This window comes from Lacticaseibacillus jixiensis, assembly GCF_042847315.1.
In the GTDB taxonomy this organism is placed as follows: domain Bacteria; phylum Bacillota; class Bacilli; order Lactobacillales; family Lactobacillaceae; genus Lacticaseibacillus; species Lacticaseibacillus jixiensis.
This window is the reverse complement of the sequence record NZ_BAAFPR010000002.1, coordinates 203,858-218,444: the sequence shown is the minus strand read 5'-3', so window position 1 is coordinate 218,444 and position 14,587 is coordinate 203,858. Positions and strand designations below refer to the sequence as shown.

At 51.9% G+C, this 14,587-nt stretch carries 14 protein-coding genes and 1 riboswitch; of the genes, 11 read left to right on the top strand and 3 right to left on the bottom strand.

Going from position 1 to position 14,587, the window contains the following annotated elements:
• Positions 1 to 248: 248 nt before the first annotated feature.
• From ACGG90_RS02445 to ACGG90_RS02420, 6 genes are all read left to right on the top strand, one after another.
• Positions 249 to 1,088: a GRP family sugar transporter gene (locus ACGG90_RS02445; protein ID WP_390405398.1), complete on the top strand. Its 840-nt coding sequence runs from the start codon at positions 249 to 251 to the stop codon at positions 1,086 to 1,088.
• An 8-nt stretch (positions 1,089 to 1,096) separates the two neighbouring features.
• On the top strand, positions 1,097 to 2,020 hold the full coding sequence (locus ACGG90_RS02440) for a Ppx/GppA phosphatase family protein (RefSeq protein WP_390405396.1): 924 nt from the start codon (positions 1,097 to 1,099) through the stop codon (positions 2,018 to 2,020).
• 97 nt (positions 2,021 to 2,117) lie between these two features.
• Entirely contained in the window at positions 2,118 to 3,089 is a 972-nt protein-coding gene (locus ACGG90_RS02435; protein ID WP_390405393.1) for a DUF1002 domain-containing protein, read from the top strand.
• 505 nt (positions 3,090 to 3,594) lie between these two features.
• Positions 3,595 to 4,878: a TPM domain-containing protein gene (locus ACGG90_RS02430; RefSeq protein ID WP_390405390.1), complete on the top strand. Its 1,284-nt coding sequence runs from the start codon at positions 3,595 to 3,597 to the stop codon at positions 4,876 to 4,878.
• Between the two features lie 67 nt (positions 4,879 to 4,945).
• The gene (locus ACGG90_RS02425; RefSeq protein ID WP_390405387.1) at positions 4,946 to 5,212 is read left to right on the top strand and encodes a hypothetical protein; all 267 of its coding nucleotides are present in this window, start codon (positions 4,946 to 4,948) and stop codon (positions 5,210 to 5,212) included.
• 10 nt (positions 5,213 to 5,222) lie between these two features.
• The gene (locus ACGG90_RS02420) at positions 5,223 to 6,041 is read left to right on the top strand and encodes an HAD family hydrolase (RefSeq protein WP_390405384.1); all 819 of its coding nucleotides are present in this window, start codon (positions 5,223 to 5,225) and stop codon (positions 6,039 to 6,041) included.
• Between the two features lie 762 nt (positions 6,042 to 6,803).
• On the opposite strand, the gene ACGG90_RS02415 is transcribed toward ACGG90_RS02420, so the two are convergent.
• Positions 6,804 to 7,037: a hypothetical protein gene (locus tag ACGG90_RS02415; RefSeq protein WP_390405381.1), complete on the bottom strand. Its 234-nt coding sequence runs from the start codon at positions 7,035 to 7,037 to the stop codon at positions 6,804 to 6,806.
• 582 nt (positions 7,038 to 7,619) lie between these two features.
• Between ACGG90_RS02415 and ACGG90_RS02410 the strand changes: the two genes are divergently transcribed.
• The 3 genes from ACGG90_RS02410 (at position 7,620) to ACGG90_RS02400 (ending at position 9,555) form a co-directional block, all read left to right on the top strand.
• Positions 7,620 to 7,913, top strand: a complete 294-nt coding sequence (locus tag ACGG90_RS02410) for a hypothetical protein (protein WP_390405380.1) — start codon at positions 7,620 to 7,622, stop codon at positions 7,911 to 7,913.
• Between the two features lie 15 nt (positions 7,914 to 7,928).
• The gene (locus ACGG90_RS02405; RefSeq protein WP_390405378.1) at positions 7,929 to 9,140 is read left to right on the top strand and encodes a helix-turn-helix domain-containing protein; all 1,212 of its coding nucleotides are present in this window, start codon (positions 7,929 to 7,931) and stop codon (positions 9,138 to 9,140) included.
• Between the two features lie 124 nt (positions 9,141 to 9,264).
• Entirely contained in the window at positions 9,265 to 9,555 is a 291-nt protein-coding gene (locus ACGG90_RS02400; RefSeq protein WP_390405377.1) for a hypothetical protein, read from the top strand.
• Between the two features lie 117 nt (positions 9,556 to 9,672).
• Here ACGG90_RS02400 and ACGG90_RS02395 read toward each other — a convergent pair whose 3' ends face one another.
• On the bottom strand, positions 9,673 to 10,416 hold the full coding sequence (locus tag ACGG90_RS02395; RefSeq protein WP_390405376.1) for an amino acid ABC transporter ATP-binding protein: 744 nt from the start codon (positions 10,414 to 10,416) through the stop codon (positions 9,673 to 9,675).
• Complete coding sequence (locus ACGG90_RS02390; protein WP_390405374.1) at positions 10,413 to 11,990, bottom strand: ABC transporter permease subunit; 1,578 nt, start codon at positions 11,988 to 11,990, stop codon at positions 10,413 to 10,415. Before ACGG90_RS02390 ends, ACGG90_RS02395 begins: the two co-directional genes overlap by 4 nt.
• Before the next feature lie 100 nt (positions 11,991 to 12,090).
• A riboswitch (Lysine riboswitch) is annotated at positions 12,091 to 12,260 on the bottom strand.
• 474 nt (positions 12,261 to 12,734) lie between these two features.
• Here ACGG90_RS02390 and ACGG90_RS02385 point away from each other — a divergent pair.
• Positions 12,735 to 13,709 carry a mannose/fructose/sorbose PTS transporter subunit IIA gene (locus ACGG90_RS02385; protein WP_390405372.1) on the top strand — a complete coding sequence of 325 codons (975 nt, stop codon included), beginning with the start codon at positions 12,735 to 12,737 and terminating at the stop codon, positions 13,707 to 13,709.
• Between the two features lie 55 nt (positions 13,710 to 13,764).
• Entirely contained in the window at positions 13,765 to 14,580 is an 816-nt protein-coding gene (locus tag ACGG90_RS02380) for a PTS mannose/fructose/sorbose transporter subunit IIC (protein WP_390405369.1), read from the top strand.
• Positions 14,581 to 14,587 lie beyond the last annotated feature (7 nt).

The following is a 14,587-nucleotide window of genomic DNA, read 5'->3' as shown; positions in this document are numbered from 1 at the left end:
CAGATACTCGGACGAAACTGCTTTGTGGGTAAGTGAATTCATCGCTTACCGTTATACTTCCTGATGTTAGAGTTCGAGGATGTGAGACTTTATATTAAGCTTCGTAACATATCCACAGGCGGTGTGCATAGGCCTTTGTTGCGGTTTGCTGTGGATGTGTTCCTGACAATGGGCTGTGAATTGTGGTTAACTCTTGAGGATGGTTGTGCGAAACGTTGCGCAATGAAACATATCCACAGGAGGAAAACATGGCGATGATGATTGGCTTGGTACCGGCGTTATTTTGGGGTGTGCTGCCGGTATGGATCCGCAAATTTGCAAAGGGCAACGCGCGCCAACAGTTGCTAGGCACGACGATCGGGATCGCGGTGGTCGCAGCGGGGTTGACGTTGGTCTTGCATTTGCGAGTGGATCTGGTGTCGGCAGGGTTATTCTTCTTGTCGGGGTTTTGTTGGAGCTTCGGGCAAGGCGGGCAATACGAAAGTTATGAGCGGCTGGGCGTCAGCACCACGATGCCGTTGTCCACGGCGCTGCAGATCATTGGCAACAGTGTGATCGGCGGGCTGGTGTTTGGCGAATGGCAAGGTGTTCAAGATGTGCTGCTGAGCATTCTGGCGCTGGCGGTGTTGATCGTTGGGGTCTTGTTGACCAATGGGCGAATGCACAGCACAGGGCGGCTGGTGGATTATTTGTTGCTGGTTGGCTCAACGGTTGGGTATTGGGGATATTCGGCGCTGCCGCATTATGCGCATGTTTCGAGTAATCTCAACGGTTTTTTGCCGCAGGCGCTGGGGATGTTGGCGGCGGCTTTGGCGATCAGCATGACGCATCCGCAAGAAATTAAACAGATGGGGATGGTGCGAAACATTTCCTCTGGGTTGATCTTTTCTGTAGCAGCGGCGACTTATCTGGTATCCTTGTCCATGAACGGATTAGTCAATGCCTTCGTCTTGTCGCAAATGAACGTGATCGTGGCCACTTTGTTAGGCGGCATCGTGTTGCATGAGTTTGCGCATGGGCAAGGTACGAGAACTGCCGCTGGTTTAGTGGTGCTGTTAGTTGGTGCGACGTGGTTGGTGACGATCTAAGGAGAAGTATGGAACATTTTGGTGTGATCGATTTAGGCAGTAACTCTGCGCGCTTAAGCGTCTGGACAATCGATGCAGATGGTGATGTGAAGCAAGTGCTGCGGCTTAAAGAAATGGTCCGCTTGTCAGAAGGCATGGGGCCACAGCGGATCTTGCAAGAAGCCGCGATGGTGCGGACGATTGCGACGCTGACGAACTTCAAGGCGGCCTTGGCGGATCTGGAAGCGTTGACGCTGGTGGCTTATGCCACAGCGGCGACGCGCCAAGCCGCTAACCAGAAGGAATTCTTGAAGCGCGTGAAGAAAGCCGTGGGCATCGACATCGAAGTGATTCCTGGCACCAAAGAAGCAATGCTGGATTACAGCGGGGTGATCAACACCTTGCCGATCCAGAATGCCTTGATCATGGACACCGGCGGCGCTTCAACGGAGCTGATCTTAGTCCAAAATGGCAAGTGCCAGCATGTGGTGTCGATTCCTTTTGGCGCGGTAAATCTTAGTGAGCAGTACCTGCCCGGTCCGCATGTGTCGGCGGTGGCGCTGTTTGAATTGATCACGGCGATCAATCGCATCTATAATTCGATTTGGTGGCTGCGCAAAGCTCAGAATCTGCCGATCGTGGCGTTAGGCGGGTCCAACCGTACCTTGGCCAAGATCCAACGCCGCGTGGATCAGGCGCCGGATTACGAAGACATTCATGGCTACCGCATGCCTACCGAGCAAGTCAACACGGTATTCAAGAAAGTCGTTGGCGCTGATCTTGAATCACGCAAAATGATCCCAGGGCTGGCCAAAGACCGCGCCGACATTATCGTTGGCGGCATGGTACCAGTGGTGATGATGATCCGCTACTTGGATTCGGATCGGCTGACTTTCTCGCAATACGGCTTGCGCGAAGGCGCCTTGTATCAATATCTAGCCGATAAGAAGTAGTTAAGATAAGCGCCTGCAGCTGGTGTCTGCAGGCGCTTATGTTATAGTCAAGTCACCGCGATAAGCGGCTAATACTCTTGTGAACGGAGCGATTCTCATGAAGAAATTCTTATTCACCCTTGGTGCGTTGGCGCTGGCTGTGATCGGCTTTGCGGCACGGCCAGTCCACGCTGATGATACTTGGCAGCCGGTGGCCACCCTTGGCACCAGCTTGACGGCAGATCAGAAATCCGGCACTTTGTCGACATTGGAGAAAGCTGCCAACTTAAGCTCAGTTTCACAACTGACAGTCAATGGCGATACCTTAGTGAAATATCTCAACCCCAGCGGTTCGACTTTCACCAGCAGCAGCGGCGTGTGGTCTTCAGCACTGGTGCAGAAAACTAGCAGCGGCGGCATCAATGTGACGATCGTACCGTATAACGGCACCAACAATATCACCACCATCACCAGCGACCAATACCGCAACGCGGCGATCACTGCCGGCGTCACCAACGCTAACTTATTCATTACCAGCGCCGTCAAAATCGACGGCTCAGGTGCTTTGGCTGGGGTGTACGCGGCGTTTGCACAGAATGGGCAAACCTTGAATGCCAGTCAGATCAACGCGGCACAAAGCGAGGTCAACACCTTGTCTGACATCACTGACGCCAATAAGAATAAAGACGGCTACTCCGACAAGCAGCTCAACAACGCCGTGGCTGGCATGAAGAAGGACATGGCGACGCAATCCAACTCCGGTGAGCAAACCTTGTCGCAAAACACCATCGGCAATATTGTCGACTCGCAGCTCAAAGCCAATAACTTGACCAATGTGATCAACAACAATCAACGGACTCAGATCATCAACTTAATGGTCAAGATCCAAAACTCCGGCGCCTTGAAGTCCAGTGATTTCAAGGCCCAAGCCTCCAAACTAGCCAGTTCCATCCAAGCTTCTGCCAAGAACTTGTTTGGCAAACTCAAGAGCTTGAATACACCAGAAAATCGCAACTTCTTGCAAAAGATCGGCGATGCGATCATGAACTTCTTTAAAGGCATTATCGCCTGGATCCAAAGCCTGCTATAAACCAAAGCAAAATGGTGTGGTTTATAGCAGGTCAGGCAGCCTAGTGATTGTGCTTGAGGCGTTTGTTGCCCAAGCACACATTTGCGTTGTGCTGCGCAACGCGACAAAGAAGTTGCAGCGGCGCGTCCTTAACGGGTGCGGTTAGCGACACAACTCAACGATTTAAGTGCCAGCCATTGCGTCAGCTGCTATTTTGGCAGCTGGCGCATTTTTTGAATTCTGCGGTAAAGCTTTGCTGAGCTTGAGTTTTGACGAAATGTTTCACGTGAAACATTTTGCTGGGATCCGAGCAATCACGGCAATAGCAACCTGGTATCGTCTGGCTGCGCAAGCACGGGGACTAGGCTAATTGACCCGCTAAACCCGCTTTGCTCCGCTCTGATATTATTTCCCGGGCAATTTGCCCCGTATTGGTGGTTTGGGAATCGTTGTCCAGCAAGCATTCCAGCCAAACACTAAGCTAGGTTTGGTATAATGGCTATATTGATACTTTTGGAGGAACACTATGAAGAAACGGTATTGGGTAGGTGCCATGCTTGCATTAGTGCTGTTTTTCGGCGGCAATCGGGTGAATGCGGCGGAGAATCAGTACGTTAGCGACCACGCCAATGTGTTGACAGACAAGACAAGGCAACAGATCCAAACCATCAACGACAAGACCTTCGCTAAATTGCCCGGGCATCCGCGTTTGGCGGTGGAGACCTATCGGCATGTGCCAGGTGACGACGTGGCTGCCTTTAAGGCTAAGCGATTTGAACAGCTTGGCATCGGTGATGACGATTGGGACAACGGTTTATATTTTGTTCTGGCCACACAAGATCACAAATACGGTTTAGAAGTCGGCTATGGCTTGGAAAGCGCCTTGCCTGATGCAACCAAAAGCCAGATTGTCACTGAGCTGGCGAAAGGCCGCTTACAGGCTGGGAAATACGATGCGGCAATGCGCATCATTGTACGCAACATCGCCGCTACCTTGGTGCAAAACAAAAGTGCGATTATGGCACCAGCGGACATTGCGGCCCAAAAGGCGGCAGCCAAGCGCCATCGGCTGTTAATGTACGCGGTAGTCGCGGTTCCGCTGGCAGGGCTGGTGTTTTTGATTGGTCGGCATCGCCGCCGCAAGCGCAAATTGCAAGCGGCGCTGACTGATGCGCATATGCCGCTGTTTGGCGGCTTGCCTCAAGCCGAACAAGAGCGGTATCGTCATGCGCTGCATGCACCTTGGTGGCGGGCGTTTCCAAGTGATGTTGACGTGTATTTGCGAGCTGATTTTGCTGAATACATTCAGTGGCATCTGGCAGAAATCGTGTTACGCATGCGGCCAGATGCACCAACCCCGCTGTTTGCTTATGCCAGCGTCGACTTAGACGAACCCGTGGATACGATCGTTAATGCGCCGGATCTGCCTGCTTTGTTGCAGCAGGTGCAGCCAGCAGTGACTGAACAATTGGCGCCTTATGCAAGGTACTTGCCGGCTTTTCAAGCATGGCGCAAGAACTTGTTACTTCAAGACAAACAAGACGTGTGGCGCGAGTTTACTGAGAATGTGCACCCTGAAGACCAGGCGCTGTTGGCTGAAGAAGCAGCGCAAGTTGCGACTTTTGAAGCCATCAGGCGGCATTTGGCTGGTGAAGATGCCAGCAACTTGGATTTAGCAGTGTTGCCGGTGTGGGTCGATCGCGACTATGGCACAGTTGACACGACTAGTGATGATCATGATGATTTTGGCAGCGGCGACGGGTTCGGCGGTGGCGATTCTGGTGGCGGCGGCTTTGATGGGGGCTGGTGAGTTTGACGCCAGGCGTGGCGTTACGGCATAATGAAAGGATAAGTCACGCATAAACGGGGGAACGCTTATGGTAATCGGATTGATCTTGATTGGGATCGTGGTGGTGTTAACCATTGTCTTGGGCCTGCTGAACTACCGCATTGGCAAACGCGGCCAGCCGCGCAAATATGGGGTGATCATCCCAGTGGCGTATTTTGTCATTCGCGTGGCAATGACCGCTATGGCGCATGGCAAGAATGGCAGTGTGACCTCCAGTGTCACAGGGGCGTTAATGGTGGCTGCGATTTATTATGTGTTGTACCTTTATGGCACCCGCAACCAAGTCAAGAAGTGAAGAGGCAGTTATGTACAGAATGATCGTATCAGACCTGGATGAAAGCTTATTACGCACCGATGGCAGCGTGTCGCCTAACGATATCGCGACGATTGCGCGCCTGCGGGCTGCAGGGGTCAAATTTGTGCCTAACACCGGCCGCGGCTTCCAATCCGTTCAGCCGCTGCTGAAAGCCATCGGCACGTATGGCAAAGCCGGACAATATGTGATTTCGTATAATGGCGGCGCGATCATTGACAATGAATCCGGCAAAATCGTGGCGTCGACGCCGCTGCCTTTTGCCGTGGCAGATCAGATCTTTCGGCTGGCAGCGGCGCATGAAGAATTAGGCGCGCATATCTACACGTTCGATCATGCTTATGTGTATCGGCCGTCAACCAGCGAACTGGCTTATTTGAAAAATCGCGGCGTCGGCTACACCTTGTGGCATGACGACAATTTACAAGCGCTAGCGGGCCAGCAGCTGGCCAAGGTGATTTTCCAGCATCCGGACTTGGCGGTGCGGCAAGCTTTCGCCGCAGAAGTGGCGCAGAAAGTCGACTATCAGCCAACGGTCAGCTATTCGTCTAATCGCTATGTCGAATTCAATCCTGCCGGGATCGATAAAGGCGACGCGGCCATTGCTTTGGGCAAGTTGTGCGGCATCAAGCCTGATGAGATCATCGGCCTTGGCGACAATCTCAACGATATGGCGATGATCAAGAAAGTGGGCTTAGGCGTGAGCGTTCATAATGGCGTGCCGGCCATCAAAGCCGCGGCCAAGCTGGTGTTGCCGGTGGACAATGACCATGATCCGGTGACGAAGCTGGCTGAGTTGGTATTTGAATGATAATGTAACGAATCCGGCGTGACTGAAAAAAATTAGTCGCGCCGGATTTTTGATGTGGTTTTATCGTTGAGCTTCGCAGGATAACTGTTGAGTTAGTAATCACGGTGTACCAAGCTCACAATTACCCTATGTTGTATTAATTCAACGTTTTATACGATATAATTGATTGGCAGAAAAGTTTAATGAGCGGTGGTACTAACTCTGAAAGAGGGTGGGTCTTATGGTGTAACAACCTTAGCGTCGTATTCTGAAAGAAGGGAGTACAGCAAGGCTTGTGATTGGTGCGATTGCATCAGTTGCAGCCATCATCGGTATGTTAGTGCTATTGGTCAACGTGATAACACGTTTGATCAAATCACTAACACGTCTGCTTTGTGCGAAGCGCTTGCTGATGGTGGCGTTCGGAAGAATCCGAAAAAAATGAGCAAGCAAAAAGCCGCTTCATACTTTGGCGAGATACTAGCGGCTTAGAGCTTGTCTATTGTTGACCACCGTTCTTAAAACGGTTCTGCTGGGGCGTGGCCTTTTACAGAGGCCACGCTCTTTGTGTTTCTATTATATCATCACTTAAGCTAAGTGAGAACCACAACACGTATATTCGGGGGGCGTTGAGCTGCGCAACCCGACGCGGCGTGATCTAAGACGAGACGCTGCCAAGGCGAAGAGCGCGTTTGCATTGTCTTGTCTCATATCCACCGCTAAATTCGGGCCGCTGCACTTGAGGTGTATAAAAACGGGGCCGTCTTCTGACAGCCCCAAGCATCAATGAGTCAATGCCACGAATGCGCAGTAGCCGAAAGTCCATAACACTACCGCAATGAACAAGATCCCTGCTTTATGGGCGCCGTTGGTGCGCTTGAAATCAGCCACCGTTGTGCCGAAAACGTCCACAGCGAGCTCTTGTGCCCACTTCCCGCGGTAGATCTGAACCCCGATTGCCATCATGGCAACAAACAAAACAGCTAACACGAGCCATACAAATAACTCTGCAGCCATCACACTCATCCTCCTATAACCAAGCATTGGACTTGGAAACCAGCCGAAACAGTGTTTGCGTTGACCCAGATCCCTTATGCAGACTTCTCTGCATTATTATTATAGCGCTTTCGTGAATTAATGTGAACGATTTCACAGGAACGATAAATGATTTTCCTCAAAAGCGTCGTCCATGGAAGATCTTGTAATTGCCATATCCGCTTCACAGATTCGTCATACTTCACCGGTAGTATTAACAACATAGAAACGAGCTACCTCGCAAGTTTCTATCCCACTTTTTCATTTTTTACTCCTCCTAAGTAATACCCCAACCCCTGATGCCGCCAAGCCCATGGCGGCTTTTTTTGTACCAGAGCGGAGCAAAGCGGGTTTAGCGGCGGAGATAAGGCGGGATGACGTTTGGGCGCGCTTGGCCCAAGCGGCGTCACAGCTTATATCACGCCGCGTTGCGCCACGCAGCTCGACGAAACCCAGAGTGGCGCAGTCCGCACTTATCTCGCACTGTATCCGCTCGCATCCAAGTTGCCCAGGGTGCTTTGACGCGCTATGATATTGGCAAGTGATTAATGGGGGTGCACGGGATTGCCGACATACGATGAGGTGTTCTTGACGCCGGCGGACTTAACGAAGCTGCAAACATATCAAATGTTCACCAAGCATCCAGGGGAAAGCTTGACTGTGCGGCAGTTGGCGGCGTTTCTGGGGTGGCATTATCAAGCGGCTTATGCTGCGGTGCAAGAGCTTGCGCAAGATCTGGAAACCATTAGCGGCGAGTCGCAGTTTGCGTTGAAAACCGCCTTGCTCAAAGGCGATGGTCGCGTGTTGGCCGTTGATGCTTATCGCTCGTGGCTGGCGCGGCAGAATTTGAATTATTAGCTGGTCGATTATGCCTTGCGCGATCCGCTGCCTAGTGCCACGGAATTCATGGCGACGCACTACATCAGCCGTCCGACGTTGTTGCGGCGGTTGCATCGGATCAATGCGCTTGGTGCCGAATATGGGGTCGTTTTATCCAATGACTTGCAGTTCGAAGGCGCAGAGGGTAATATTCGCTACTGTTTGTATGCTTTTTACTGGTGGGCGCATCGCGGGCAGTATTGGCCATTTGCTGCCACGACGCAGGCCAAAGCGCACACGTTTGCTGAATGTGTCAGTATCGTAGCGCCGACGACTTTTGAAGCGACGCAGAATGACTTGTTCATCGGTGTGATCTTCACGCGGGTGGGCAAGCACTTAGACCCAGCAGACAGTCCCTTGTTGGCAGGCTTGCGCAAGCGCATCAATGAATCTGGCAGGATCATCACGAATCCCGCACCGAAACAGATCCCAGATGAAGCCATCACCTTGTTTCATTATTTTCAATTGTCGCGGCCGCGCTTTGATTGGCGCAAGCGCGGGCAAGCGGCGCTGCGCCAAGAAGTGGCGTTATTGGCTGATTCGCATTGCCAAGCCGTTGCCAATCAGTTAGGCGCGGTGATCCAACAAGCCGCGCGCCATCAACAAGCGCTGCCGCCGGATCTTTGTGCCAATTTGTTGCGGCTGACTTTTGGCTATGCGTTGTTTAACGGGACTTTGCCGATCCCGGATGATTACGTGGATGGCACGCGCGGTTATGGCTACGATCCAACGGTTCAAGCCGGTTGTTTGCAAGTGTTGGCTGATTTGCCGAATCAAGCCGATAATGCCGGCTATAAGCGCGGCAGTGCCATGTTGGCGCTGCAAGTGGCGACATTGGCGGTGCCATTCTTGCGGTATCAAGATCACGGGGATCGGCTGCTGGTGGAAGTGTGTGTACCGCCAGACTCGCCAGGCTATGCTCGCTTAGTGGAGTTTCTCAATGTGGTGCCTTGGACAGCCCAACGCGTTCAAGCGCGCGGCGACTTGATCATTCTGGATCCAGAAGCCACGCCTTCATTGACGGCGCAGCGCCATCCGGAACGCTGTTATCCGTGGTGGGCTGAGGCAATCGATATGCCGGCTTATCAAGCAGGCTTAGTCGCCCATATTATGGCCTTACATACCGCCAAGTTCGGCGCGGCACCGCAGGTCGTCAATCTTGACGGTCATGATGTCGATGATGAAGCGGATTCGACGGCTGGATGAGGTTCTTAATTGATGCGTGCAACAAACGTGAGCTAGTAAATGCTGAACACGAATTTCGTAATTATCCGGGCATAAGTGCAACCTAACAGGAGTATCTGTAAGTTAAAGATCGAGGTGTCAATAGATGGCTCATTACATTACCGGTAAGCAACGCAGAACAAAGAGTAATCCAATTCTTGATGAGGAACGGCGGGAGGCGGAGGAATATCAACGAACCGTTCGACTCAAGATGCTGGTTGCTCGAGGCTTGATGACCCAGGAGGAGGCGGACAAACAACTTAAGAGAAAGTATCATCGCGAGTTGTCGCCAGCTCAAAAAGCTTCATTTGCCAAAGGACAAGTGTCAAAAGCTTTCGGTAAGAAGCAGGCCCGACGTGAATCAGAAAGTATGAAAGTATGGTATAAGAAACGGTAATTAGGTCAGAATATGTATAATTGACGGTTCTTCCAGGTGCTTGTGTACCAAAATCACACAAAAATACCTTCCCACCATCGCAATCGTGAGGGCGGGAAGGTATTTTGATATAAATGGCTAAGCGCGGTTGAGATACCGCTTCAAGAAGTCTTGGGTAGCTGGCAGCTTAGGGTGTTCGAAGATCTCTTGCGGGGTGCCGACTTCGGCGATGACGCCTTCGTTCATGAACACCACGCGGTCAGAAACATCTTTGGCAAAGGCCATTTCGTGGGTGACGACCAGCATCGTCAAGCCGGTAGTGGCCAGCTGCTTCATCGCGTTTAAGACATCGTCGACCATTTCCGGATCCAAAGCCGATGTTGGTTCATCAAACAGCAGGACTTCCGGATCCATGGCCACGGCGCGGGCAATCGCCACACGCTGTTTCTGGCCGCCGGATAATTGATCAGGCTTGGCGTTGATGAACGGGTCCATGCCAACTTGTTGCAAGATCGTCAAGGCGTGGGTCTTGGCTTCTTGGGCATTGCGCTTAAGCACCGTGGTTTGCGGGGTGACAACATTATCCAGCACGGTTAAGTTATTGAATAAGTTGAATTGCTGGAACACCATGCCTACTGCGGCGCGATAATGCGGCAAATCGAAGTTCTGATCGAGGATGCTTTTGCCGTGGAATAAGATATCGCCGCCGGTTGGTTCTTCCAATAAGTTGATGTTGCGCAACAAGGTGGATTTCCCAGAACCGGAGCGGCCAATGATGGAGACAACTTCGCCTTGGTGGACGTCGAAGTTGATGTCAGTCAAGACTTCATGAGTCCCGAAGGCTTTCTTGAGGTTCTGCACTTGAATGATCACGTCGCTCATTTTCCCGCCTCCTTAGGGGTTTGGATCTGCATTTGGTTGTTCATGACGTTATAGTTCTTCGGCCCATCGATATGCTTTTCGATCAAGCGGAACAAGCGGCTGATGGTGAAGGTCAAGATCAAGTAGATGCCGCTGACGATCAGGTAAGTGTGGAAGAACTGGAAGTTCTGGCCCGCCACCGTTTCGGCAGAGAAGAACAGTTCGGAAACTGAAATGACAGACAGCACCGACGTATCCTTGATGTTGACGATGAATTCGTTGGTGACGGCTGGCAGCGAGTTGCGCACCGCTTGCGGCAAGATGACTTTCATCATGGTTTGCAAGTGGGTGAAGCCCAGCGCATGCGCGGCTTCAAACTGGCCTTCATCCACGGAGATGATCCCGCCGCGGATAATTTCAGAGATATACGCCCCGGTGTTGATCGAGACGATCACTAAAGCAGCCATGGTCTTGTTCATGTTGATGCCAAAAGCTTGGGCAGCCCCATAATACAAGACAGCGGCTTGCACGATCATTGGCGTGCCGCGGAAGACTTCGATATAAACTGCCAGCAGCCAGTTGATCACAGCTTGTAAGCCGCGCTTGCCTTTGGCTTTAGGCTTGGGGATGGTGCGGATGATGCCGACTAACAAGCCGATGATGAAGCCGACGATGGTGCCGACCAAAGAAATCAGCAAGGTCATGCCGGTGCCGCGCAGCAGCATCGGACCGTAGTGCTTCAAGATGTTCATGAACCAGTTGCCTTGGCTGGCGGTGTTTGGCTGCACAGCCACGGCTTCTTTCATCATCTTGTTGCGCTCGGCAGTGGAGATCTTGGCCAATTCTGCGTTGATCTTGGCCTTATCAGGATCTGCTTTGCGCAAGCCAATGGCCAAATCGACGTCTTCTGGGTTGGTTTTGAAGCCGTTGGCCTTAGAGAACTTGAGGTAAGTCAGATCTGGGTTGGCGTCTTGGGCGGTGATGCCTTCTGGGACTTCAGAGACATAACCGTCGATGGTGCCGGATTCCAAAGCCACCCGCATGGCAGGGAAGTTGTTCATGGCTTCTTCTTTAATGACGCCTTTCATTTGCTTGATGGCTTGATAATGGAAAGTCGACAATTGCGCGGTGATCTTGGCGCCTTTGAAGTCTTTGATGCTTTTGGCTTTGGCGAACTTGGAATCACGCCGCACCACCACCGTCAGCTTGGAGGCATAGTAGGTGTTGGTGAAGTCAATGGTTTTGCGCCGTTCTGCAGTTGGCGACATGCCGGCGATGATCGCGTCGATTTTGCCGGAAGTCAAAGCTGGCGGCAAGCCGTCCCAGCTGGTTTTGACGACGATGACTTTCTTGCCGATGGCTTTGGCCACTTTCTTGGCCATTTGCACATCGTAGCCATTGGCGTATTCGCTGGAGCCTTGGATCTTCACCGCGCCGTTAGCGCTGGTGGATTGCGTCCAGTTAAACGGCGCATAGCCGGCTTCCATGCCGACTTTCAAGGTGCCGCTGGCGCTGACTGGAGCCGGCGCAGCCAGCGCCAAGAACATGGCGATCGCTGCGATGACCCCGCTAAGGGTGAGCCACACTTTCTTCATAACAAGTTCCTCCTTCGTGTTTTGCCAACCGAAGGAATAGAGAGAACATAAAGAGGACCGACAATATTAGAAAATTGTCGGTCCCCGATTTCGTTGTTAAACCAAATCTAGCGCTCCGCATTGCTGCGACAGTCCAAGCGATGTTGTCGCTTGGCCCAACCTAAGGCGCGCCGAATCGCGCCGAAGATTTCGGCGGGGATGCTTAAGGCAATTTCAATGGGCTTCGGCCCTCCATTGCGTTCGTCACCACCCGCGACCTCTATTTCTTGGTGGATATTCACTTGTCTGGCGTTGAGTATAACCCAAGCAGTCACCAACCGTCAATCACCCATGGCCGCTAAGCTGACATCAGCCTAAGTCGTAAGGGATATCCTACACCAACAACTCAAGAACAAGGAAAACGATTGCCGAAAATTAAGAAGCGTTTTCTCTGTTAGTAACGCATGTAAATCGCCGCTGACGTGCAAACGCCGAGCTTATACCGGCCCGCTTTTACCGGCTTTGCCTGCATTCATGCAAGCTTTAGTCCAGAAAAATTAACAAAAAAATATTCGGCTCAGTCCCAGCGGCATAGACCTTTCATGAAAACGCTCGATTTTACGTCAAGAAAGGGATTGCAAAACCCGCGGGAGAACGGCATACTAATTTCTGGGGATTCATTTACCGGTCATATTCTGCGCACTTTTATTATTTATTCAGCGCAGCGTAGACTGCACCCAAATATTATTTAGGAGGCGACAAACAATGGTCGGAATCATTCTTGCTAGTCACGGGCAATTCGCCGCTGGCATCAAGCAATCTGGTCAGATGATCTTCGGTGAGCAAGAGAAAGTCGAAGCAGTAACTTTCATGCCTAACGAAGGCCCAGACGACCTCAAGAAGCACCTTGAAGAAGCCATTGCGAAGTTCGGCGAAGACGACGAAGTGTTGTTCTTAGTCGATCTGTGGGGCGGTTCACCATTCAACCAATCCAACGGTTTGTTCGAAGCACATAAGGACAAGTGGGCAATTGTCACAGGGTTGAACCTGCCAATGCTCATTGAAGCTTATGGCTCACGTCTGTCGATGACCTCGGCACACGAAATCGCAGCACACTTGGTGGAAGCAGGGCGCGATGGCGTCAAGATCAAGCCGGAAAGCCTGGAGCCAAAGCCTGCAGCTGCGGCTGCACCAAAGGCCACTGGCGGCAATGCCGGCAAGCCAGGCAAGCTCGAATACGTGCTTGCCCGTATCGATTCTCGTCTGTTGCATGGTCAAGTCGCAACTGCTTGGTCCAAGTCTGTTAAGCCAACGCGTATCATCGTTGTTTCTGACAACGTGGCCCGCGATAAGCTGAGAAAGCAATTGATCACCGACGCCGCACCTGGCGGCGTCCATGCCCATGTTGTGCCAGTTGATCAAATGATCAAGATCGCCAAAGACGATCAGCACTTCGGCGGCGAACGTGCACTGCTATTATTCGAAACGCCTCAAGACGCTTTGCGTGCCATCGATGGCGGCGTACCGCTTAAAGAGCTCAACGTTGGTTCCATGGCGCACTCTGCAGGTAAGGTACAGCCTAACAAGGTCTTGGCTTTTGACCAAGATGACATCGACACTTTTGGTAAGTTGAAGGCTGAGGGCATCAAGTTTGATGTTCGCAAGGTTCCGACTGATTCCAAGGATAACATGGACGCGATCTTGAAGAAGGCGCAAGACGCCTTGAACGCGGCTAAATAATTATGAAGCGCTGTTGAAGCGCACGACTTTTCCTACAAAAAGGGAGGATACTACAATGTCTTTGAATTTCATTCAAATCATCCTAGTCCTCATCGTTGCATTCTTAGCTGGGATGGAAGGGATTCTTGATGAATTCGAATTCCACCAACCAGTTGTGGCTTGCACGTTGATCGGCTTGGTTACTGGCCAATTAGTGCCATGTATCATCTTAGGCGGCAGCTTACAGATGATCGCTTTAGGCTGGGCGAACATCGGTGCCGCTGTTGCGCCTGACGTTGCCTTGGCATCTATCGCATCTGCTATCATTCTGGTTCTTGGCGGCCAAGGTAAGGCGGGCGTTTCTGCCGCCGTTGCGCTGGCTGTGCCGCTGGCCGTTGCCGGCTTGCTGCTGACGACTTTGGTTCGTACCATTACCACTGGTATTGTGCATATCATGGACCACGCTGCTGAAGAAGGTTCCTTCTCCAAGATCGATTTATGGCAATGGATCGCCATTTCCTTACAGGGTCTGCGTATCGCGATTCCTGCCGGCTTCGTCTTAGCCGTTGGTTCCGGTCCTGTTAAGGCAATGCTTGATGCAATGCCGACTTGGTTAGTTGATGGCTTGTCCATTGGTGGTGGCATGGTTGTTGCCGTTGGGTACGCCATGGTTATCAACATGATGGCAACTGCTGAAGTATGGCCATTCTTCGCCATTGGCTTCGTGCTTGGCACTGTTACTGAGATCACCTTGATCGGTCTTGGTGCGATCGGTGTCGGCATTGCCCTCATTTACTTGAACTTGTCTAAGATGGGCGGTTCTGGCTCCTCCGATGGTGGTGCAAGTACCGGTACAGGTGATGCCGTTGGCGACATCATCGACAACTATTAGAAGGAGG

Excerpts from the sequence above, each read along its gene's own strand:
- ACGG90_RS02380 (WP_390405369.1), top strand. The coding sequence starts at position 13,765 with ATGTCTTTGAATTTCATTCAAATCATCCTAGTCCTCATCGTTGCATTC.
- ACGG90_RS02420 (WP_390405384.1), top strand. The coding sequence starts at position 5,223 with ATGTACAGAATGATCGTATCAGACCTGGATGAAAGCTTATTACGCACC.
- ACGG90_RS02435 (WP_390405393.1), top strand. The coding sequence starts at position 2,118 with ATGAAGAAATTCTTATTCACCCTTGGTGCGTTGGCGCTGGCTGTGATC.
- ACGG90_RS02385 (WP_390405372.1), top strand. The coding sequence starts at position 12,735 with ATGGTCGGAATCATTCTTGCTAGTCACGGGCAATTCGCCGCTGGCATC.
- ACGG90_RS02400 (WP_390405377.1), top strand. The coding sequence starts at position 9,265 with ATGGCTCATTACATTACCGGTAAGCAACGCAGAACAAAGAGTAATCCA.
- ACGG90_RS02425 (WP_390405387.1), top strand. The coding sequence starts at position 4,946 with ATGGTAATCGGATTGATCTTGATTGGGATCGTGGTGGTGTTAACCATT.
- ACGG90_RS02440 (WP_390405396.1), top strand. The coding sequence starts at position 1,097 with ATGGAACATTTTGGTGTGATCGATTTAGGCAGTAACTCTGCGCGCTTA.
- ACGG90_RS02390 (WP_390405374.1), bottom strand. The coding sequence starts at position 11,990 with ATGAAGAAAGTGTGGCTCACCCTTAGCGGGGTCATCGCAGCGATCGCC.
- ACGG90_RS02430 (WP_390405390.1), top strand. The coding sequence starts at position 3,595 with ATGAAGAAACGGTATTGGGTAGGTGCCATGCTTGCATTAGTGCTGTTT.
- ACGG90_RS02415 (WP_390405381.1), bottom strand. The coding sequence starts at position 7,037 with ATGGCTGCAGAGTTATTTGTATGGCTCGTGTTAGCTGTTTTGTTTGTT.
- ACGG90_RS02445 (WP_390405398.1), top strand. The coding sequence starts at position 249 with ATGGCGATGATGATTGGCTTGGTACCGGCGTTATTTTGGGGTGTGCTG.
- ACGG90_RS02395 (WP_390405376.1), bottom strand. The coding sequence starts at position 10,416 with ATGAGCGACGTGATCATTCAAGTGCAGAACCTCAAGAAAGCCTTCGGG.